20 protein-coding genes and 1 riboswitch are annotated in these 20,313 nt (G+C 67.8%); of the genes, 10 read left to right on the top strand and 10 right to left on the bottom strand.

What is annotated here, in order from left to right:
• Nucleotides 1–135 precede the first annotated feature (135 nt).
• The gene (murA, locus tag J7500_RS05795; RefSeq protein ID WP_294060568.1) at nt 136–1,419 is read right to left on the bottom strand and encodes a UDP-N-acetylglucosamine 1-carboxyvinyltransferase; all 1,284 of its coding nucleotides are present in this window, start codon (nt 1,417–1,419) and stop codon (nt 136–138) included.
• 146 nt (nt 1,420–1,565) lie between these two features.
• Here murA and J7500_RS05790 point away from each other — a divergent pair, with 146 nt between their 5' ends.
• Nucleotides 1,566–2,276: a Crp/Fnr family transcriptional regulator gene (locus J7500_RS05790; protein ID WP_294060567.1), complete on the top strand. Its 711-nt coding sequence runs from the start codon at nt 1,566–1,568 to the stop codon at nt 2,274–2,276.
• 168 nt (nt 2,277–2,444) lie between these two features.
• Here J7500_RS05790 and clpS read toward each other — a convergent pair whose 3' ends face one another.
• The 3 genes from clpS to J7500_RS05775 form a co-directional block, all read right to left on the bottom strand.
• The gene (clpS, locus tag J7500_RS05785) at nt 2,445–2,780 is read right to left on the bottom strand and encodes an ATP-dependent Clp protease adapter ClpS (protein WP_294060701.1); all 336 of its coding nucleotides are present in this window, start codon (nt 2,778–2,780) and stop codon (nt 2,445–2,447) included.
• A gap of 207 nt (nt 2,781–2,987) precedes the next feature.
• Nucleotides 2,988–3,749, bottom strand: coding sequence for a phasin family protein (locus tag J7500_RS05780; protein ID WP_294060566.1), 762 nt, complete (start codon nt 3,747–3,749; stop codon nt 2,988–2,990).
• Between the two features lie 137 nt (nt 3,750–3,886).
• Complete coding sequence (locus tag J7500_RS05775; protein WP_294060565.1) at nt 3,887–5,623, bottom strand: class I poly(R)-hydroxyalkanoic acid synthase; 1,737 nt, start codon at nt 5,621–5,623, stop codon at nt 3,887–3,889.
• Between the two features lie 129 nt (nt 5,624–5,752).
• Here J7500_RS05775 and J7500_RS05770 point away from each other — a divergent pair, with 129 nt between their 5' ends.
• Both J7500_RS05770 and J7500_RS05765 read left to right on the top strand, forming a co-directional pair.
• Entirely contained in the window at nt 5,753–6,961 is a 1,209-nt protein-coding gene (locus tag J7500_RS05770) for an LL-diaminopimelate aminotransferase (RefSeq protein ID WP_294060564.1), read from the top strand.
• A 385-nt stretch (nt 6,962–7,346) separates the two neighbouring features.
• Complete coding sequence (locus J7500_RS05765; RefSeq protein ID WP_294060563.1) at nt 7,347–7,766, top strand: thioesterase family protein; 420 nt, start codon at nt 7,347–7,349, stop codon at nt 7,764–7,766.
• 103 nt (nt 7,767–7,869) lie between these two features.
• Here J7500_RS05765 and J7500_RS05760 read toward each other — a convergent pair whose 3' ends face one another.
• Nucleotides 7,870–8,358: a helix-turn-helix domain-containing protein gene (locus J7500_RS05760; protein ID WP_294060562.1), complete on the bottom strand. Its 489-nt coding sequence runs from the start codon at nt 8,356–8,358 to the stop codon at nt 7,870–7,872.
• A gap of 147 nt (nt 8,359–8,505) precedes the next feature.
• Here J7500_RS05760 and J7500_RS05755 point away from each other — a divergent pair, with 147 nt between their 5' ends.
• Together J7500_RS05755 and J7500_RS05750 are read left to right on the top strand one after the other, a co-directional pair.
• Complete coding sequence (locus tag J7500_RS05755) at nt 8,506–8,820, top strand: hypothetical protein (protein ID WP_294060561.1); 315 nt, start codon at nt 8,506–8,508, stop codon at nt 8,818–8,820.
• 92 nt (nt 8,821–8,912) lie between these two features.
• Nucleotides 8,913–11,000 carry a bifunctional (p)ppGpp synthetase/guanosine-3',5'-bis(diphosphate) 3'-pyrophosphohydrolase gene (locus tag J7500_RS05750; RefSeq protein WP_294060560.1) on the top strand — a complete coding sequence of 696 codons (2,088 nt, stop codon included), beginning with the start codon at nt 8,913–8,915 and terminating at the stop codon, nt 10,998–11,000.
• 143 nt (nt 11,001–11,143) lie between these two features.
• Here the strand turns inward: J7500_RS05750 and J7500_RS05745 are convergent, their stop codons facing one another.
• Nucleotides 11,144–12,067 (bottom strand): alpha/beta hydrolase, encoded by a 924-nt coding sequence (locus tag J7500_RS05745; RefSeq protein WP_294060559.1) that lies wholly within the window; start codon nt 12,065–12,067, stop codon nt 11,144–11,146.
• A 91-nt stretch (nt 12,068–12,158) separates the two neighbouring features.
• Between J7500_RS05745 and J7500_RS05740 the strand changes: the two genes are divergently transcribed.
• Both J7500_RS05740 and J7500_RS05735 read left to right on the top strand, forming a co-directional pair.
• Nucleotides 12,159–12,431 carry a GNAT family N-acetyltransferase gene (locus J7500_RS05740; RefSeq protein ID WP_294060558.1) on the top strand — a complete coding sequence of 91 codons (273 nt, stop codon included), beginning with the start codon at nt 12,159–12,161 and terminating at the stop codon, nt 12,429–12,431.
• Nucleotides 12,432–12,529: 98 nt separating this feature from the next.
• Nucleotides 12,530–12,766 (top strand): DUF2061 domain-containing protein, encoded by a 237-nt coding sequence (locus tag J7500_RS05735; protein WP_294060556.1) that lies wholly within the window; start codon nt 12,530–12,532, stop codon nt 12,764–12,766.
• A 28-nt stretch (nt 12,767–12,794) separates the two neighbouring features.
• Here the strand turns inward: J7500_RS05735 and J7500_RS05730 are convergent, their stop codons facing one another.
• Nucleotides 12,795–14,615: an ABC transporter ATP-binding protein/permease gene (locus tag J7500_RS05730; RefSeq protein WP_294060555.1), complete on the bottom strand. Its 1,821-nt coding sequence runs from the start codon at nt 14,613–14,615 to the stop codon at nt 12,795–12,797.
• 116 nt (nt 14,616–14,731) lie between these two features.
• Here J7500_RS05730 and J7500_RS05725 point away from each other — a divergent pair, with 116 nt between their 5' ends.
• Complete coding sequence (locus J7500_RS05725) at nt 14,732–14,971, top strand: hypothetical protein (protein WP_294060554.1); 240 nt, start codon at nt 14,732–14,734, stop codon at nt 14,969–14,971.
• Between the two features lie 47 nt (nt 14,972–15,018).
• Here J7500_RS05725 and J7500_RS05720 read toward each other — a convergent pair whose 3' ends face one another.
• From J7500_RS05720 to J7500_RS05710, 3 genes are all read right to left on the bottom strand, one after another.
• Nucleotides 15,019–15,600 (bottom strand): TIGR00730 family Rossman fold protein, encoded by a 582-nt coding sequence (locus J7500_RS05720; protein WP_294060552.1) that lies wholly within the window; start codon nt 15,598–15,600, stop codon nt 15,019–15,021.
• Nucleotides 15,597–17,075 (bottom strand): phytoene desaturase, encoded by a 1,479-nt coding sequence (locus J7500_RS05715; RefSeq protein WP_294060550.1) that lies wholly within the window; start codon nt 17,073–17,075, stop codon nt 15,597–15,599. Before J7500_RS05715 ends, J7500_RS05720 begins: the two co-directional genes overlap by 4 nt.
• Nucleotides 17,076–17,504: 429 nt before the next feature.
• Nucleotides 17,505–18,119, bottom strand: a complete 615-nt coding sequence (locus J7500_RS05710; protein WP_294060549.1) for a glutathione binding-like protein — start codon at nt 18,117–18,119, stop codon at nt 17,505–17,507.
• Nucleotides 18,120–18,183: 64 nt separating this feature from the next.
• On the opposite strand from J7500_RS05710, the gene J7500_RS05705 reads away from it, so the two are divergent.
• Both J7500_RS05705 and J7500_RS05700 read left to right on the top strand, forming a co-directional pair.
• On the top strand, nt 18,184–18,798 hold the full coding sequence (locus J7500_RS05705) for a TetR/AcrR family transcriptional regulator (RefSeq protein ID WP_294060548.1): 615 nt from the start codon (nt 18,184–18,186) through the stop codon (nt 18,796–18,798).
• Nucleotides 18,799–19,292: 494 nt separating this feature from the next.
• Nucleotides 19,293–20,147 (top strand): MipA/OmpV family protein, encoded by an 855-nt coding sequence (locus tag J7500_RS05700; RefSeq protein WP_294060547.1) that lies wholly within the window; start codon nt 19,293–19,295, stop codon nt 20,145–20,147.
• A gap of 37 nt (nt 20,148–20,184) precedes the next feature.
• Nucleotides 20,185–20,295: riboswitch (TPP riboswitch) on the top strand.
• The last annotated feature ends 18 nt before the right edge of the window (nt 20,296–20,313 follow it).

Here is a 20,313-nt window from a genome sequence, read left to right as displayed (position 1 = left end):
GCTCCCCTCCCTGAAAGGGAGGGGCTGAGGGTGGGTGCGCGGCCCACAGGGTCGCGCTCCCACGCAGCGGCAGGAGCCTCGCTTCGCTCGGCACCCACCCCTAACCCCTCCCTTTCAGGGAGGGGAAAGGAAATTCTAACCGTCCCCGACGCGCTCGATGTCCGCGCCCACCGCCTGCAGCTTCTCCTCGAGCCGCTCGTACCCGCGATCGAGGTGATAGACGCGGTTGACCTGCGTCTCGCCCTCGGCTGCCAGCCCGGCGAGGATCAGGCTCATCGATGCGCGCAGGTCGGTCGCCATCACCGGCGCGCCGACCAGCTTGCTCGGGCCGTGCACCACTGCGGTGCGCCCTCGCACTTCGATGTGCGCGCCCATCCGCGCCAGCTCGGGCACGTGCATGTAGCGGTTCTCGAAGATCGTCTCGGTGAGCACGCTTGCGCCCTCGGCCATGCACAGCATCGCCATGAACTGCGCCTGCATGTCGGTCGCGAAGCCCGGGAAGGGCGCAGTCGAGAGCGTCAGCGGCTTGAGGCCGTTGTCGGCGGCGATGCGGATCGCGCCCTGCTTCTCCTCGACGGTGACGCCAGCCTCGACCAGCGCGTCGAGCGTCGCGCGCATGTCCTCGGCGGCGGCGCCGACCAGCTCGACGTCACCGCCGGTGATCGCCGCGGCGCAGGCATAGCTGCCCGCCTCGATGCGGTCGGGCATCACGGCATAGGTCGCGCCGTGCAGCCGGTCGCGGCCCTCGATCTCCAGCGTCTCGGTGCCGATGCCGTCGATCGAGGCGCCCATCGCGACGAGCAGCCGGCACAGGTCGACGATCTCGGGCTCGCGCGCGGCATTGTGAAGCACCGTGCCGCCCTTGGCGGTGACTGCCGCCATCAGCGCATTCTCGGTCGCGCCCACCGACACGACGGGGAAGCGGAAGCGCCCGCCCGGCAGCCGTCCGCCCGGCGCGACTGCCTTCACATAGCCCGCGGTCAGCTCGATCTCGGCGCCCATCGCCTCGAGCGCCTTGAGGTGGAGGTCGATCGGGCGGTTGCCGATCGCGCAGCCGCCGGGAAGCGAGACGGTCGCCTCGCCCGCGCGGCCGAGCACCGGGCCGAGCACCAGGATCGACGCGCGCATCTTGCGGACGATGTCATAGGGCGCGACCGTCGACGTCAGCCGCCCGGCGCGAATCGTCATCACGCGCCCGAAGTCCTGCGGACGCGTCCCTTCGACTGCGGTCGAGGCACCCAGCTCGTTGAGAAGATGCCCGAAACCGTCGACATCTGCGAGACGTGGAAGATTTCTGAGAGTAAGGGGCTCATCCGTGAGCAGCGCGCAAGGCATCAGCGTCAACGCCGAGTTCTTCGCGCCCGAAATGGGGATTTTGCCTGAGAGGCGGTTGCCGCCGCGAATGAGGATCCGGTCCATGGCGGAGCTTCTAATGGCTGGTTGGAGCGGCGCAAGCGCGACGGACCGAGAAAACGGCTTGATCGATTTTAATGCATTGATTCCACAGCAATGCTTTGGACACGAACCGGGGGGTATGCGTGTCAGCTAGTTGCTTTGCGGACGTATTGAGTGAGCTCATCGAACTGACCTCGGGCGAACGCAGCGCTCTGGATCAGCTCGAGGAACGCCAGCGGCACGTGCGCCGCGGGGCGGTGCTTCAGCGCGAGAACGAGGCGGGGGGCGAGCTCTTCATCCTGCGCAAGGGCGTGATGATGAGCTATGTGCTGCTCGACGACGGCAGCCGGCAGATCCTGCGCTTCCATTTCCCGGGCGACATGCTGGGCGTCTCCAGCGCGATCTACCGCGAGGCGACCGAGACGCTGGCGGCGCTTTCGGACTGCGTGGTCTGCCCGTTCGACCGCGCCGTGCTGTCGCGGATCATGGTCGAGCATCCGCGCCTCGCCGCGATGATCCTGGTCTATTCGCAGATCGAGCGCGTCGCGCTCACCGATCGGCTTGCCGCGCTCGGCCGTACCAGCGCAAAGGCGCGCGTCGCCGCGCTGCTGCTCGAGCTGCGCAATCGCCTGCGCGCCACCGACAAGTGCATCGCCAACGTCTTCCCGCTCGGGCTGACGCAGGAGGAGATCGGCGACGCGACCGGCCTCACGGCGGTGCACGTCAACCGCATGCTCCGCCAGCTCGAGGAAGACGGGCTGATCGCGCGCGAGGCCGGCAAGGTGTCGCTCCTCGACGAACGCGCGCTCGCCCGCGCTGCTAACTACGTCAATCGCTACGAAGGCCTCGACCTCGACTGGCTGCCGAGAGCGACGGGCTAACCCATAAAACTCCCCTCCCTGAAAGGGAGGGGCGGGGGGTGGGTGCGCGTCCGCGCGCTCAAAAAGACTCAACAACTGCTCGTCAGAAAGCGCCGGTCGAGGCATCGAGCCTCGCGCGCCGCCCCCCCCTAAATCCCCTCCCTTGCAGGAGGGGAAATCCCGGGAGCCCTACGCCTTCTCCAGCGTGCACTGCAGCGGGTGCTGGTTCTGCCGCGCGAAGTCGATCACCTGGCTGACCTTGGTTTCGGCGACTTCATAGCTGAACACGCCGCACACCCCCACGCCGCGCTGGTGGACGTGCAGCATCACGCGCGTCGCCTCTTCCATGTTCATGCGGAAGAAGCGCTGGAGCACCAGCACCACGAACTCCATCGGCGTGTAGTCGTCGTTGAGCATCAGCACGCGGTAGGGCGTCGGCTTCTTGGTGCGCGTGCGCGTGCGCGTCGCCAGGCCGACCGACGGGTCGCGCCCGCCATTGTCGTCGTCGTCGCCGTCCTCGGCCATGCGGATTTCGTAGTGGGTGCGTTCAATCATCGCGGCTCAAAAATATGGGTTCGCCGGGAGCGAGGCAAGGCCGCGCACGCGCCACGCGGCGCGGAACTGCCCCGGTCCAAAACGAAAATTCCGCTTGGCCGATCCGGGCGCGAAAAGAAAAGGGCGGCCGCCGTAACGGCAGCCGCCCCAACTGTGCTTTCGCTCAGCGAAGATGCGTCAGGCGACGACCTTCGCCTTTTCGACCGCGACCGCGAAGCGGTTCGAGATCGGCTGCGCGGCGTCGCCGGCGAGCTTGAGGACCGCCTCGGTGTTCTTCGAGGTCTCGGCGACGTACGAATCGAACGCGCTGCGGACATAGTCGCTCTGCAGCTTGAAGAATTCGGTCGGCGACTTGACGGCGGCGAGCGTCTTCAGCGCGGCGGTCGCACTCTCGAACGACTTGCGGCTATACTCGGCGGCTTCCTGGCCGAGCGCCTCGAAGCCCTTGGCGGCGATGCGGCTCGACTCGACGACCGCCTCGAGGTTGCCCTTGGCGAACTCATTGGCTTCCTCGACCAGCTTGGTCGACTTCTCGACGGCGGCCTTGGTGCGCTCGTTGATGTCGGCGAAGAAGGCCTGGGCCTTGACGGTGTTGTTCTCGATCGTGGTTTCCATGGTGCGTGCTTCCTTGACGAGGGCCGGGGCGGCGACGTGCTCGATGGCCGCGGCGGCTTCGTTGACGGTTTCCGCGGCGGCTTCGATCGGCTCTGCCACGGTCTCGATGGTCGTTTCTGTTTCCTGCGACGCTGCCTCCAGGGCCGGGACCGGCTCGGGCGCAGGGGCTGGGACGTGCGTCTCGGCCTCGGCGACCGGCGCGGGCTTCTCAGCCGCGGCGGCGGCAGCTTCAACCTTGGGCGCGGCCTGCTTGCTGGCGCGCGCCGCAGGCTTCGGAGCGGCGGCGGGCTTTGCCGTGCCGGTCTTCGGTCCCTTGGTGGCCATGTGAGTCGGTCCCCTGGCTATTGCTGCATTGCAGCATGTATGCGGTCCCGCGCAGCTTTTCAAGGAAATTTGTGCATCGCAACAAAATTGCCATTTCCGTTACGGAAAGAGCCATTCTCTGCCACGAATTCGTAGCTTTACCGGACCCTGACATAGCTGCCCGGAGCATCGCCGAGCGCCTCCAGCTTGCCCTCGCCCGGCACGCGCGCGCCTTTGGCCGGCACCTTGGTCGAGTCGAGCCCGGTGATCCAGCCGATCCAGTCGGGCCACCAGCTCCCCTTGGTCTCGCGCGCACCCGCCAGGAACTCGGCGAGCGTGTCGACCTTCTCCTCATTGACCCAATACTGGTATTTGCCCGCCGCGGGCGGATTGACCACCCCGGCGATGTGGCCCGAGCCCGCGAGCACGAAGCGCAACGGGCCCTTGAAGTGGTGGGTGATCTTCCACACGCTCTGCGCCGGCGCGATATGGTCCTCGCGTCCCGCCTGGACATAGGCCGGCGTCGTCACCCGGCCGAGGTCGATCGGCGTCCCCGCGATCGACAGCGCGTTCGCCACCGCCAGCTTGTTGTCGCGATAAAGATCGGTGAGATAGCTCAGGTGCCAGCGCGCCGGCAGGTTGGTGACGTCCGAATTCCAGTGGAGCAGGTCGAACGGCGCATAGTCCTGCCCCATCAGGTAGTTGTTGGTGACGTAGTTCCAGATCAGGTCGCGCCCGCGCAGCAGGTTGAAGGTCGCGGCCATGTAGCGCCCGTCGAGGAACCCTTCGGCGCCCAGCGTGCGGATCAGCGCGAGCTGGTCGTCGTCGACGAACATCGACAGGTCGCCCGCCTCGGTGAAGTCGACCTGCGCCGTGAAGAAGGTCGCGCTCTTCACGCGGTCGGCTTGGCCCCGCGCCGCGAGCACCGCCAGCGTCGCCGCCAGCGTCGTCCCCGCCACGCAATAGCCGATCGCATGGACGCTGGGCACGTCCAGCAGCTCGCGCACCGTGTCGATCGCGTCGATCTGCCCGCGCTCGACATAATCGTCCCACACCACGTCCTTCATGGTGGCGTCGGCCGACTTCCACGAGACGACGAACACGGTCAGCCCCTGCTCTACTGCCCAGCGGACGAAGCTCTTCTCGGGGTTGAGGTCGAGGATGTAGAAGCGGTTGATCCACGGCGGGAAGATGACCAGCGGCGTCTCGATCACCTCGTCGGTCGCCGGTGAATATTGGATCAGCTCGTAGAGCGACGTGCGCTTGACCACCTTGCCGGGGGTCGTCGCCATGTTGCGCCCGACCTCATAGGCATTGGGGTCGGTCTGGGTCATCTGCCCCTTGGCGAGGTCGCCGAGCATGTTGTGGAGCCCCTTCAAGAGGCTCTCGCCCTTGGTCTCGACGATCTTCTCGAGCACCTGCGGGTTGGTCGCGGGGAAGTTGGTCGGGCTGATCGCGTCGATGAAGCCGCGCGTCGCGAAGCGGATCTGCTCCTTCTGCCTCGGATCGACGCCTTCCAGCGCGTCGACGCCCTTCAGCAGATGGTCGGCGACGACGAAATAGCTCTGGCGCAGGAAGTCGAACACCGGCTCCTCGCGCCACTGCGGCGCCTTGAACCGCCTGTCCTTCGCCTGTTCGGGGGTCTCCTCGAACGGCGCCGCATGGGCCGGATCGAGGAAGCGCTGCCACAGCTGGAGCGTGTCCGCCCAGAAGCCCGCGCCCGCGCGCACCGCCGCCGTGGGATCGAGCATCGCGCCGAACGCCTGTTTGGCGGCGCGATTCTCCACCAGGTCGAAGCCGTGCTCGAGCATCATCTGCTGTGCCCTGCCCAGCACCCAGGTCCAGTGCTGGAGGTCCTCCAGGCTCGGATTCGTCGGTGCTTCGGTCTCGGCCATGCGGGTCCTCGCTGTGAAGTTTTGCTTCTAACGCGCGACACGCCGTTCGTCATTCCAGATGACGCGGTAATGACGTACAACGCCCTGCGGCCTACACCGGCCGCTATCTCAAATTCAGCGAGAGGGACGATGTCCGAAGAATTCTACCGCATCAAACGCCTGCCCCCCTATGTCATCGCCGAAGTGAACGCGATGCGGGCAGCGGCGCGTGCGGCGGGCGAGGACATCATCGATCTCGGCATGGGCAACCCGGACCTGCCGCCGCCCGATCACGTGATCGAGAAGCTGTGCGAAGTCGCCCGCAAGCCCGACGCGCACGGCTATTCGGCGTCGAAGGGCATTCCCGGCCTGCGCCGCGCCCAGGCCAATTATTACGGTCGCCGCTTCGGGGTCGAGGTCGATCCCGAGACCGAAGTCGTCGTGACGATGGGGTCGAAGGAGGGGCTCGCCAGCCTCGCCACTGCGATCACCGCGCCGGGCGACGTCGTGCTCGCGCCCAATCCCAGCTACCCGATCCACACTTTCGGCTTCATCCTTGCCGGCGCGACGATCCGCGCCGTGCCGACGACGCCCGACGACGCCTATTTCGAGAGCCTCGAGCGCGCGATCGCCTTCACCGTGCCGCGCCCGTCGATCCTGGTGGTCAACTATCCGTCGAACCCGACCGCCGAGACCGTCGACATCGCCTTCTACGAGCGGCTGGTCGCCTGGGCGAAGGAGAACCAGGTCTGGATCATCTCCGACCTCGCCTATTCTGAGCTCTATTACGACGGCAAGCCGACCACTTCGATCCTCCAGGTCAAGGGCGCCAAGGACGTGGCGATCGAGTTCACCTCGCTCTCCAAGACCTATTCGATGGCCGGCTGGCGGATCGGCTTCGCGGTGGGCAACAAGCAGCTGATCGCGGCGATGACGCGCGTGAAGTCGTACCTCGACTACGGCGCCTTCACCCCCGTCCAGGCCGCGGCCTGCGCGGCGCTCAACGGCCCGCAGGACATCGTCGAGAAGAACCGCCAGCTCTACCACAAGCGTCGCGACGTGATGGTCGAGAGCTTCGCCCGCGCCGGCTGGGACATTCCCTCCCCGCGCGCCTCGATGTTCGCCTGGGCCCCGCTCCCGCCCGCGCTCGCGCATCTCGGCAGCCTCGAATTCTCGAAGCAGCTCCTCACCCATGCCAAGGTCGCGGTCGCGCCCGGCGTCGGCTACGGCGAGAACGGCGAGGGTTATGTCCGCATCGCCATGGTCGAGAACGAGCAGCGCCTGCGCCAGGCCGCGCGCAACGTGAAGCGCTACCTCCAGTCGATGGGCGTCAACGTCCCCGGCGCCAAGGCGGGGTGAGGCTTCATTGATTATTGGCTCCTGCTCGATTATGTAGAGCAGGCAAAGGTCATAGGTTCTCCTATGGTACGACAGCCCCCGCCGCTGCAACGGCGGGGGCTTCTTCGTTCGGGGGACGCGCTGCAACACGTCCCCCTCCCGTCGTGCTACTTGTGGCGCGCCACCTCGACTACCTTGAGGATCAAGGTAGCGAAGGCGAACAATACGCCAAGCAAGATGCACAGGTCGGCAAAGGTCATTGTGCACTCCTCCTTAGTACGACGGCGGGATTGCCGCCGCCGAAAGTTCTGCCTTGCGCCCTCGATCGTTACAATGCGGCCGACTTGTAGAGCGGGTCTCTACAAGGGATCTTGCACCCCGGTTGCACCCTGGGCATCCGCCGGCGATGACTCGCCCCGGCTTCCGCTTCTCCACGCGCTTCCGCGTCCGCTATTCCGAGATCGACGGGCAGAAGATCGTCTTCAACTCGCGCTATCTCGAATATGCCGATGTCGCGATGAGCGAGTTCTGGCGCTGGGCGGACCTCGCGGACATCGGCCCGGACTGGCAGGACGCCGAGTTCAACTATGTCCGCGCCACGCTCGACTACAAGCAGCCCTTCCGCCTCGACGACATGGTCGAGGCCTTCGTCCGCATCGAGCGGATCGGCACCTCGAGCATGACCCACCGGATCGAGCTCTGCCACGCCGACACCGGCGAGCTCCACGCCCAGGTCGAGCTGGTCAGCGTCCATGTCGACCTGGCGACGCGCCGGTCGAAGCCCATCCCGGAAACCGTCCGCGCCCGGCTGGAGGCGCTCGGCTGAAACCCACCCCCCGTCATCCCCGCGCAGGCGGGGACCCAGGAAGCAAGCGGCGTCCTGCATGGCTTCCGGACCCCCGCATGCGGGGAATGACGGGAAAACGAAGCTACTCCGCCGCTTCGGCGCGGTCGTCCTGCGCGTCCTCGGGAAGCGCCCAGAGCATGTCGCCCTTGCCCAGCACGCGTCCGTCGTGCGCCTGCACCGTCACCGGCGCGATCGGCTTGCGGTCGCGCGCGTCGACCAGGATCGGCGAGGCGGGCACGCAGGTTTCCCAGCGCTCGCCCCATTGGCGCAGCGCCACCATCGTCGGCAGCAGCGCATAGCCCTTGTCGGTCAGGCGATATTCGATCTTGCGCCGGTCGTCGGGGCAGGGCTGGCGCGCGAGGATGCCATGCTCGACCAGCCGCGCGAGCCGGTTGGCCAAGATGTTGCGCGCGATGCCCAGCTCGGACTGGAATTCCTCGAAGTGGTGCAGCCCGTTGAAGAAGCCGCGCAGGATCAGGAACGACCAGCGTTCGCCCATCGCTTCCAGTGCCGCGGGCAGGCTGCATTCGGCCGCCAGCTCGCGCAATGATTCCCTAAGTCCTGCGCCCATTGCTTCATCCTATCGCATTTTCGCAGCGAGCGGAACGGCGTAACGCCTTGCGCCGCAGCAAAAGTTTCTGCTTGCAACTGAATACCTGCCGATTTAAGTAGCTATTCGCAACTTGTTTGCAACTGGACCCTCCCCAGGAGACTGAAAATGACTCGCTTCCTTGCCGTCGCGGCAGCAGCCGCGACCATGATCGCGCTCACCCCCGCCCCCGGCTTCGCGCAGGGAGCGCGCGGCTATTATGCGGCGACGCCGGTGACCGCGCCCGAGAAGACCAGCCTCGTCACCCGCTCGACCGTGTGGAAGTGCGGCGACGGCGTCTGCACCGCGGGCAAGGCCAACACCCGCGATCCGATCATGTGCGAGCTCGTCGCGCGCGAGATCGGCCAGCTCTCGGCCTTCCGCGCCAACGGCAGCGATTTCGACGCCGAAGCGCTCGCCAAGTGCAACACCAAGGCGCGCTGATCTGAACGCGCGGGCCGCAAGCCTGTGTCAATTCGATCACACCGCCGAAAAACCGTTGCATTGCAGCAGCACGGGGCCCCATCTTAGGCTCCGTGCTGCGCCAGTATGAACTTGTAGACCGGGTCCTTTCCTACGACCCCCAGGCCGACGAGGCTCTGCTCAACCGCGCCTATGTCTTCTCGGTCAATGCCCATGGCACCCAGAAGCGCGCCTCGGGCGATCCCTATTTCAGCCATCCGATCGAAGTCGCGGGCATCCTCACCGATCTGAGGCTCGACGACGAGACGATCGCCACCGCGATCCTCCACGACACGATCGAGGACACCGTCGCCACGCCCGACGAGATCCGCCGGCTGTTCGGCGAGAATGTCGCGCGCATGGTCGACGGCGTCACCAAGCTCTCCAAGATCGAAGCGCAGACCGAGAGCGAGCGCGCCGCGGAGAACCTGCGCAAATTCCTGCTCGCGATGTCCGACGACATCCGCGTGCTGCTGGTCAAGCTCGCCGACCGGCTGCACAACATGCGCACGCTCCACTTCATCAAGAACGAGGAGAAGCGCCGACGCATCGCGCGCGAGACCATGGACATCTATGCCCCGCTCGCCGAGCGGATCGGCATGTACGAGTTCATGAAGGAGATGCAGACGCTCGCCTTCCGCGAACTCGAGCCCGAGGCCTATGAATCGATCACGCGCCGGCTCGACGCGCTCAAGGTCGAGGGCGAGGACCGCATCGCCAAGATCGCCTCGGGGCTCAAGCTGCTGCTCGCGCGCGGCGGCATCGACGCCGAAGTGACGGGGCGCGAGAAGCACCCCTATTCGATCTGGAAGAAGATGTCCGAGCGCCACGTCAGCCTCGAGCAGCTCTCGGACATCATGGCCTTCCGCGCAATCGTGAATACCGAGGAGGAATGCTATCGCGCGCTCGGCGTGATCCACCGCCGCTGGCCGATGGTCCCGGGGCGGTTCAAGGATTACATCTCGACGCCCAAGCGCAACGGCTATCGCTCGCTCCACACATCGGTGATCCATGCCGAGAACATGCGCGTCGAAGTGCAGATCCGCACCCGCGACATGCATGCCCAGGCCGAATATGGCCTCGCCGCGCACTGGGCGTACAAGCAGGACGCAGTGCGGCCGGACACCCAGGTGAGCTGGATCCGCGACCTGATCGAGATCCTCGAACACGCCGAGAGCCCCGAGGAGCTGCTCGAGCACACGCGGATGGCGATGTACCAGGATCGCATCTTCGCCTTCACCCCCAAGGGCGAGCTGATCCAGCTTCCCAAGGGCGCGACGCCGGTCGATTTCGCCTATGCGGTTCATACCGATCTCGGCGATCAGGCAGTGGGCGCCAAGATCAACGGCCGCGTCGTGCCGCTGCGCACCGAGATCGCGCAGGGCGACCAGGTCCAGATCCTCCGCTCCAAGGCGCAGGAGCCCCAGGCCAATTGGCTCGGCTTCGCGATCACCGGCAAGGCGCGCGCCGCGATCCGCCGCCACATCCGCCACAAGGAACGCGACGAGACCGTCAGGCTCGGCCGCAAGCTCTACGAAGACATTTTGCGCCGCCTGCCCACCCCTGCGGCCGAGAGCGCGCTCGAGGATGCGCTCAAGCGCCTCAAGCTCGCCGACGAGGACGCGCTGATGGAGGCGATCGCCCGCCGCCAGCTCACCGACGTGCAGGTGATGGAAGCGGTGATGCCCGGCTCGGCCGAGGGTGCCGAGGCCGCACCGCCGACGCAGAGCCAGGCGATCGACATCAAGGGGCTCACCCCCGGCGTGGCGTTCGATTTCGCCGAGGATTGCCGCCCGGTTCCCGGCGACCGCATCGTCGGCATCCGCCGCGCGGGCGAGCCGATCATCGTCCACCGCATCGACTGCGCCGGCCTGGTCGATGTCGACGAGGAGGATTGGGTCGATCTCACCTGGGGCGACAAGGCCGAGGGCGGGATCGCCCGCATCGCGGTCACGCTCAAGAACGAGCCCGGCGCGCTCGGCGCGATCGCCACGCTGATCGGCCAGCACAAGGCCAACATCCTGGGCCTGCGCCTCGACAACCGCGACACGACCTTCCACACCAACACGATCGACCTCGAGGTGCGCAACGCCGCCCACCTCATGCGCCTCCTCGCCGCGCTGCGCGCCGCCGACGCGGTCAGCTCGGCCGACCGGATCTAGCACGGCTGCACCCCCACGAAGGCCGGGGTGACGAAGTTCAGCCGCTTTTGTCATCCCCGCGAAGGCGGGGACCCAGAGTCACGAGCCCCGTCGCCAGCCACCTGGGTCCCGCCTTCGCGGGGATGTCGGTGGTGGTACGGCAGCTAGCGCAGTAGCCCGCGCAACCACGCCTCGGTCGCCGCGGCATGGCACACCGGCAGCATGTGCCCGCCCTCGACCAGTTCGATCGTCGCCCCCGGAATCTCTCCCGCCGTCTTCACCCCGTTGAGCTCGGGATCGAGCACCGCGTCCTGCCGCCCGTAGAGGATCGCCACCGGCAGCCGCATCTCGCCATAGCGCGGCACCAGCGCCGCCATGTCGTGGCGCGCGTGGAGCAACTCGAACGATCCGGCCATGTAGCTCTTGGGCCGCACCGCCAGCGCGCCGCCGCCGCGCGTCGCGAAGTCGGCGGGGACGGGATCGGGCGCGAAGATCGCCTGCGCGGTCTTGCGTCCGTTGAGCATCCCCGCCGGCACCGCCATCGTCCAGGCGACCAGCGGCCGGATCGGTTGCGGCGCCAGCAGCCCGGCGAAGACCTTGGGCACGTCGCTCACCACCTGGGTCAGCGGTGCGATCAGCGCCAGCCCGCGCACCAGCTCGGGCCGGTCGAGCCCCAGCGCCAGGCTCACTGCGCCGCCCAGCGAATGGCCGACGAGCAGCGGCCGGTCGAGCTCGAGCTGCTCGATCAGCGCCGCGATCATCGCGGCCTGGGCGATGATTCCCGGCCGCGGTCCGTCGAGCGCCGAATGGCCCCAGCCCGGCCGGTCGACCAGTATCACGCGGAAATCCCGGGCCAGCGGCTCGACGAGCGAGTGCGAGAAGTTGCGCATCTGGCCCATCAGCCCGTGGACCATCACGATCGCCGGCGCGTCGCGCAGACCGGTGTCGACATAATGGAGCCGCGCGCCCGGCACGTCGGCGAACTGGCCGTCGGGCGGCACCAGCTCCTCGGCCTTGCGCCCGGCCCAGGCGGAGAAGCCCGCCAGCCCCACGCCGACCACCGCCGCCGCGCCCAATGGAATCAGCATCCCCCGCTCCTTCTCCAGTTGCGCGCGAGCTTATAGCGTTGCACGGACTTGCCAACCGCGGCCCAACGCCCGCGTTTCGAGGAGTATCCCGTTGAGCGACGTCCGCGACAATCCAGACCGCCATCGTTTCGAGCTGGTCGAGCAGGGCCATCTCGCCTTCGCCGAATATGAGATCGCCGACGGGGTGATCACCTTCACCCACACGATCGTGCCGCCTTCGATGCAGGGCGGCGGCGTCGGCAGCCGGCTGGTTTCAGGCGCGCTGGCGCAGGTCCGCGAGCGCGGGCTCCGCGTCGTGCCGCGCTGCCCCTTCGTCGCGGCCTATATCGCGCGCCATCCGGAGTGGAAGGACCTGCTCGCCTGATCGGCGCAATCGATCACTCAGGCCGTAGCTCGCCGTTACAGATCGATTCCGTCATCGCTTATCTCGCAGCTTCATTCCTTATTGCGAGAGAAGCCCCGATGCCCCGCGACCTGCTGAAGACGCTCACCTATCTGTCGATCCACCTGACGGTGGGCTTCACGGTCGCCTATGCCTTCACCGGGTCGCTGAGCCTCGCCGGCGGCATCGCGCTGATCGAGCCGTGCATCAACGCGGTGGCCTTCTTCTTCCACGAACAGGCCTGGAAGCGCGTCGACCGCCGCGCCGCCGCGACGGACACCGAAAGCTTCATCCGCGGCGCCGTCGCGCACGTCTGAAGTCCCCCTCCCGCTTGCGGGAGGGGTTTCACTCCGCCGCCACGTCCTCGCCCTCTTCGCGCTCCTGCGCCTGGCGCGCCCACATCTCGGCATAGAGCCCGCCCTTGCGCAGCAGCTCGGCGTGCGAGCCCTGCTCGGCCACGCGCCCGGCCTCGAGCACGATGATCCGGTCGGCATGCACCACCGTCGACAGCCGGTGCGCGATCACGATCGTCGTGCGCCCCTGCTCGATCGCCTCGAGCGTCGCCTGGATGTCGGCCTCGGTGCGGCTGTCGAGCGCGCTGGTCGCCTCGTCGAGGATCAGGATCGGCGGGTTCTTGACCAGGGTCCGCGCGATCGCGACGCGCTGCTTCTCGCCGCCCGAAAGCTTGAGCCCGCGCTCGCCCACGCGCGTGTCGAACCCCTGCGGCAGCGCCTGGATGAACCCCGCGATCGCCGCCCCGCGCGCCGCCGCGGCGATCTCGTCCGGGCTCGCGCCTTCGCGGCCATAGGCGATGTTGTAACCGATCGTGTCGTTGAACAGCACCGTGTCCTGCGGCACGATCCCGATCGCGGCGCGGAGGCTCGCCTGGGTCACCTCGCGGATGTCCTGCCCGTCGATCGTGATGCGTCCGCCGGTGACGTCGTAGAAGCGGTACATCAGCCGCGCGAGCGTCGACTTGCCCGCGCCCGAGGGCCCCACCACCGCCACCGTCGCGCCGGCCGGGATATCGAGGTCGATCCCCTTCAATATCTCGCGGTCGGGATCATAGCCGAAATGCACGCCCTCGAAGCGCACGTGCCCCTGGCGCACGTCCAGCGGCGCGGCATCGGGTGCGTCCTGCACTTCGGCATTGGTGTCGAGCAGGTCGAACATGCTCCCCATGTCGATCACGCCCTGGCGGATGGTGCGATACACCATGCCTAGCAGGTCGAGCGGCCGGAACAGCTGGCTGAGCAGCGTCTGGACCAACGCCACGTCGCCCGGCGTGAAGCGCCCCTCGGACCAGCCGTACACCACCAGCGCCATGCCTGCGCCGAGCATCACGTTGGTGATCACCGCCTGGCCGATGTTGAGCCAGGCGAGCGAATTCTCGCTGGTCACCGCGGCCTTCATGTACGAGGCCATGGCCCGGTCGTAGCGCGCGCTCTCGCGCGCCTCGGCGTTGAAATACTTCACCGTCTCGAAGTTGAGCAGCGAGTCCACCGCATGCGCCACCGCGCCGGTGTCGAGGTCGTTCATCTGCTCGCGCAGCTTGGATCGCCAGTCGGTCACCCAGCGGGTGAAGGCGATGTACGCCACCACCATCACCACCGTGCCCGCCACCAGCCAATGGCCGAAGCGCGTCCAGAAGATGCCGATCACCAGCGCCAGCTCGAGGATCGTCGGCGCGATGTTGAACAGCAGGAAATAGAGCATCGTGTCGATGCTCTTGGTGCCGCGCTCGACCACCTTGGTGATCGCCCCCGTGCGCCGCTCGAGGTGGAAGCGAAGGCTCAGCCGGTGGAGGTGCGCGAACACGTCCGAGGCGAGCCGCCGCGTCGCGTCCTGGCCGACCAGCTCGAACACCGCGTTGCGCAGATTGTCGAACAGCACCGTGCCCAGCCGCGCCGCGGCATAGCCGACGACCAGCGCGGTCACGAGCCACACCGCGTCGCGCGAGCCCGAGGCCATCCGGTCGATCGCCCCCTGCAGCGCGAAGGGCGCGCCATAGACCTGGACCAGCTTGGAAAAGACCACCAGCACCAGCGCGACGACGATCCGCACCCGCAGACCCGGCGCATGGCGGGGCCACAGATAGGGCAGGAAGCGCTTCATCGTGCCGAGCAGCGGGCGCTCGGGCGCAGGAGTGGTGGTCTCGGGAGGCATTGCCCGCGATTTGGGGCAGCCGGGCCGCGGTTGCAACCGCCGCGCCATGCCGGACCGCAGGCGTAACGGCAGGAACAGCCCCGGCGGCGCTTCGTTCTCCCTCCCCGGAAGGAAGAATGATGGATCAGGTCCTCTACGTGCTGGCGATCATGGGTTGCAACGACGATTCGATGCAGTGCCAGCAGGCGCGCGTCGAGCCGGTGCACTATACCTCGATCGCGGCATGCCAGGAGGCGATGAGCGGCGCGCTCGAGCGCAGCACCGACCTGGCCTATCCGGTGATCAGCGCCACCTGCCAGCGCAAGGGCAATCTCACCGCCGACGCCCAGCCCCAGCGCGCCCGCCACGGGGGCTGATCCTCCCTAACCCCTCCCTTGCGGGGAGGGGCACGGCGGCGTGCCGGTTACAGATCCTCGCGCTTCATATGGATGATCGGCACCGCCGGCTCGTGCGCGTCCATCAGCGTCAGCAGCACGTCGAGGTCGTCCGACACCAGCAGCATCTGCTGGTGCTGCGGCCGGACGAAGCCGACCTGGCCCATATGGTGCCAGAAATCGATCAGCTTGTCGTAATAGCCCGCGACGTTGAGCAGCCCGATCGGGTCGGTGTGATAGCCGAGCTGCGCCCAGCTCATCGCTTCCCACAGCTCGTCCATCGTTCCGGTGCCGCCGGGCAGGTTGATGAAGCCGTCGGCCAGCTCGGTGAAGCGCGCCTTGCGCTCGTGCATTGTGTCGACGATGTGGAGCTCGCTCAGCTCCAGATGCGCCACTTCGGCGCGCACCAGCGCCTGGGGGATCACCCCGATCACTTCGCCGCCGGCCTCGATCGCGCCGTCGGCGACCGCACCCATCAGCCCCAGCTTGCCGCCGCCATAGACCAGCCCGATGCCGCGCTCGGCCAGCGCACGGCCGACGTTGCGGGCCGTATGGACATAGATCGGATCGGCGGGCGAGGCCGAACCGCAATAGACCGCGACACGCTTCACTTGCCGTCCCCCAGCATCAGCGCCGCGGTCGCGCGCGCGCCCGCCACCACGCCGGGGATTCCCGCGCCCGGATGCGTGCCCGATCCGACGAAGAACAGGTTCGAGATGGCCGAATCCTGGTTGCGCACGCGGAACCAGCCGCTCTGCGGCAGCGTCGGCTCCAGGCTGAAGCACGCCCCCTGATAGGCGTTCAGGTCGCGCGCGAAATCGGTCGGCGCGCAGGAGAATTGAGTCACGATACGGTCCTTGAGGTCGGGAATCAGTCGCCGGGAGACTTCGGCGAGGATGCGCTGCTCGAGCACGGGCCCCACCTGCGCCCAGTCGGCGGGGAACTTGCCCAGATGCGGCACCGGCGCAAGCGCGTAGAAGACCGAATGCCCCTCGGGCGCCAGCGAGGGGTCGGTCGCGCTCGGGTGATAGAGATAGATCGCGCTGTCCTCGCTCAGCACGCCGTGATCGAACACGTCCTCGATCCAGCCGCGGTAGCGCGGGCCGAACAGCATCGAATGGTGCGGAATCTCGGGGAAGGTCCCCCGCACCCCGAAATGCACGACGAAGCACGAGGGCGAGAAGCGCTTGCGCTCGAGCCGCCCGGCGGTGCGCTGCGCGCTGCGCGAGGTCCTGAGCAGCGTGCGATAGCTGTGGACGACATCGGCGTTGCTCGCGACGGCATCGGTCTCGAGCGCGAAGCCGCTCTCGGTCCGCACGCCCGTCACTCGGTCGCCCAAAGTGTCGATCGCCGCCACCGGATCGCCCAGCCGCACCACGCCGCCCAGCCGCTCGAAATGGCGCACCATCCCCGCGACGAGCTGGTTGGTGCCGCCCTTGGCGTGCCACATCCCGCCCTGGTGCTCGAGCTGGTGGACCAGCGCATAGAGCGCGCTGGTGCGCATCGGATTGCCGCCCGCCAGCAGCGTGTTGAAGGTCAGCGCCTGGCGCAGCTTGTCGCTCTTCACCTTGCCCGCGGCGACCGAATAGAAGGATCGCCACGCCTGGCTGCGTGCCAGCCCCGGCGACGCGCGCAGCATCTGCCACAGGTCCTGCATCACCACCGCGCCCAGCTTCTGATAGCCTTCCCGATAGGCCGCGGCCGAATAGGCGAGGAAGCGGCGATAGCCGTGAACGTCCTCGGGATTGATCCGCGCGATCTCGGCGCCGAGCTGCGCATCGTCGTTGGAGAAGTCGAGCCGCGTCCCGTCGGGCCAGGACAGCCGGTAGAAGGGCGAGACCGGCATCAGCGTCACGTCCTCGGCCATGTCGTGGCCCGAGATCCGCCACAGCGCCTGGAACGCCTCGGGCGCAGTGATCATGCCGGGCCCGGCATCGAAGACGAAGCCGTCGCGCTCCCAGAAATAGGCGCAGCCGCCGGGCTTGTCGCGCGCCTCGAGGATGGTGGTGTCAACTCCCGCCGACTGCAGCCGGATCGCGAGCGCGAGCCCGCCGATCCCTGCACCGATCACTGCTGCCCGCTTCACTTCGTCCCCCGCTTGCAACGATCCGGCCAAAGCGCGGGCAGCGCCAGAGATTGCTCGTGAAGCTCGGAATGGGCGCCCGTCATGGCACAGGGGACTAGCGGAAGCCTCCGCGGCGATACAACAAAAACCCTCCCGCAGCAGCGCCACGGGAGGGCAGGCGTGGTGGGAGAGGACCGGAACGAGCCTCTCCCGGGAACTTGCGCACACGCCGAAACGCGAAGGCGCGGAGTTTGTTCGCGCAGAGGCGCAGCGGACGCAGAGAAGGTGAACCCTGCCGGAATGCCACGAGAGCGGCCTTCTCACTCCGGCGCGACAATGAACTGCGGCTAAAGCGGCGCCGGACACTTCTGCGTCCTCCGCGCCTCTGCGCGAATTCCTATTCCTCCTGTTTCCTCCGCGTCTCCGCGCCTCCGCGTGAACCGAAAACCCTCAAGCCGCCTGCAGCAGCGGCAGCTCCTCGGCCATCGCGCGCGCCACCGAGGGGCGCTGGCGCAGCCGGGTGCGATAGGCGAGCACCGCCGGATAGTCGGCGATCGGCACCCCGGCATGCTCGCACCAGTTGAGCACCGCTAGCAGATAGGCGTCGGCGACGCTGAAGCGGTCCTGCAGCAGCTCGCGGTCCTTCAGATGCGCCTCCAGCAAGCCCAGCGGCTTGGCCGCCCGCGCCAGCGCCGCCGCGCGCTCCTCCGGCCCGGTCGCGCGATTGAACAGCGGCGCGAACACGGCCTTGTGCAGCTCGGTGCTCGTGAAGTTGAGCCACGCCAGCATCCGGTAATGCGCGTCCGAAAAGCCGGTGAACGACAGCGAATCCTCGGGCGCCAGCTCGGCGATGTAGCTCAGCACCGCCGGCCCTTCGGTGAGCACCAGCCCGCCGCGCGTCTCGAGCGCGGGGACGTATCCCATCGGGCTCAGCTCGGCATAGGCGCGCCCGTCGGGCAGCTGCCGGTCCTCGGGCACGCGGACGAATTCGGCATCGATCCCCGCCTCCTCCACGGCGATCCGCGCGGCGAGCGAACAGGCGAAGGGAATGAAATAGATCTTCATCTCGGGGTCTCCTCTCTTGATTTTTATACGATCTCGCACAAAAATGAGTCGGTCAAGGATTTTCATGCGAGATAGTACAAAAATAGCTCCGCGCCCGCGCGGCCGCCCCCGCAAGTTCGACGAGGCCGCGGTGCTGCGCGCCGCGTTCGAGCGCTTCCGCGCGCAGGGTTTCGCCAGCACCTCGCTCGACGACCTCGCCGAGGCGACCGGCGTCAACCGCCCCAGCCTCTACGCCGCCTTCGGGGACAAGAAGGCGCTCTACCTGCTCGCCGCGGCGCGCATCCGCGAGAGCGTCGAGGCGCGTTTCGACATGCTGATCGCGGCCGACCTGCCGATGGAGCAGATGCTCAAGGCGCTCTTCCTCAATACGATCGAGGGCTATCTCACCGGCGAGAACGGCCCCGCCGGCTGCATCATGATCAACACCGCGACGACCGAGGCGGTCACCGACCCCGACATCCGCGCCGCGCTCCAGTCCTTCCTCGCGATGGAGGACGCCAAGATCGAGACCCTCCTCCGCCAGGCCGGCAGCCCCGCCCCCGCCGCCCACGCCCGCATCGTCGCCGCGCTGCTCCACTCCCTCAGCGTCCGAGCCCGCGCCGGCGAACCCCGCGACGCCCTCATCACCCTCGCCAAGGACACGACCGCGCTGATCCTGGGCGCGTTGCCGCCCGCCTGACACACTCCTCTCTCCCCTCCCTGCTTGCAGGGAGGGGCCGGGGGTGGGTGCGCGCGTCTGCGCGCCAAAAAAGACCCGAGCGCGATCCGACAAAAAGCACGGGCCGAGGCATCGAGCCTCGCCCGCGCCGACCCACCCCTGGCCCCTCCCTTGCAGGGAAGGGAATGGCGCGGCGAATTCGGAGCAAGACCCCAGCGCTTCGCAGGAACATCGTTCACGCGGAGACGCGGAGGAAGTTGAATTGCGCGCAGAGGCGCAGAGAAGATGAACCGTGCCCGATGCCGCGCGAGCGGCCTTCTCGCCCCGAGGCGAGTATGGACTGCGGCCAAAGCCGCGCCGGACACCTCTGCGCTCTCTGCGCCTCTGCGCGAACCAAATCTCCGCGCCTCCGCGTCTCCGCGTGAACCAAACCCACAACCGACGCGGGCCGAAATCCCGGAGCAAAACCCAAACCCCGGCGTTTCGCAGGTGCAACATAGCCTCGGAGCATCCCGTTGATTTCGTTCCCTCGCCCCCTCCTCGTCGCCGCCAGCCTCGTCCTCGCCGCGCCGGCGTTCGCCCAGCAGCAGCCCGAGACGCCGCCCGAGCCCCGCGGCGGCGACTTCGTGATCGCCGGTGCGGGCGCGGCGGTGATGCCCGATTACGAGGGGTCGGACGATTATCGCTGGGCCCCGATCCCCGCCGCGGTCGGCCGCGTCTCGGGCTTCGGCTTCCAGTTCGTCGGCAACCGGCTGAGCGTCGACCTGATCCCCGATCGCCCCGGCCCCGGCTGGGACCTGCAGCTCGGCCCGGTCGCGGTGCTCAACCTCAACCGCAGCAGCACCCGGAGCATCGAGGATCCGCGCGTCAAGGCGCTCGGCAAGGTCGGCACCGCAGTCGAGCTCGGCGGCTATGCCGGCATCGGCCGCGCCGGCGTGCTGACCAGCGATTACGACCGGCTGTCGGTCACGATCAGCTATCGCCACGACGTCACCGGCACGCATGATTCGGGCGTGCTGACACCGGCGGTCTCCTACATGACTCCGCTCAGCCGCAAGGCGCTGGTCGGCGTCTTCGCCAATGCCGAGCGCGTCGGGGACGGCTATGCCCGCACCTATTTCGGCGTCCCGGCAGAGGCCGCCCCGGCGAGCGGCCTCGCCGCCTATGACCTCGACGGCGGATGGAAGAGCTGGACGCTGGGCCTCGGCGGCGCCGTGTCGCTCAGCGGCGACCTCACTCACGGCCTCCAGCTCGTCGGCGGCGGCACCTATCGCCGCATGCTCGGCGACTTCGCCGACTCCCCCCTCGTCGCCACCGCGGGATCGCGCGGCCAGTGGATGGGGATGCTCGGCCTCGCCTATAGTTTCTGAGCGGGCTTCCCCTCGGCCCTGCACGCGCCTAAGAGTCCCCCTTTCCCCGGGGGACCGCTGGCGCAGCGGTTGAGAGGGAGGCCGCAGCCTCCGACCCGCTGAACCTGATCCGGTTGACACCGGCGGAGGGAGGGAGGCGGCTTTCGCGCGAAATCCGTGTCCCCGC

Source organism: Sphingomonas sp. (genome assembly GCF_017744835.1).
Lineage (GTDB): Bacteria > Pseudomonadota > Alphaproteobacteria > Sphingomonadales > Sphingomonadaceae > Sphingomonas.
Note: the sequence above shows the minus strand (reverse complement) of the source record. Positions and strands in the feature narration are given on the sequence as shown.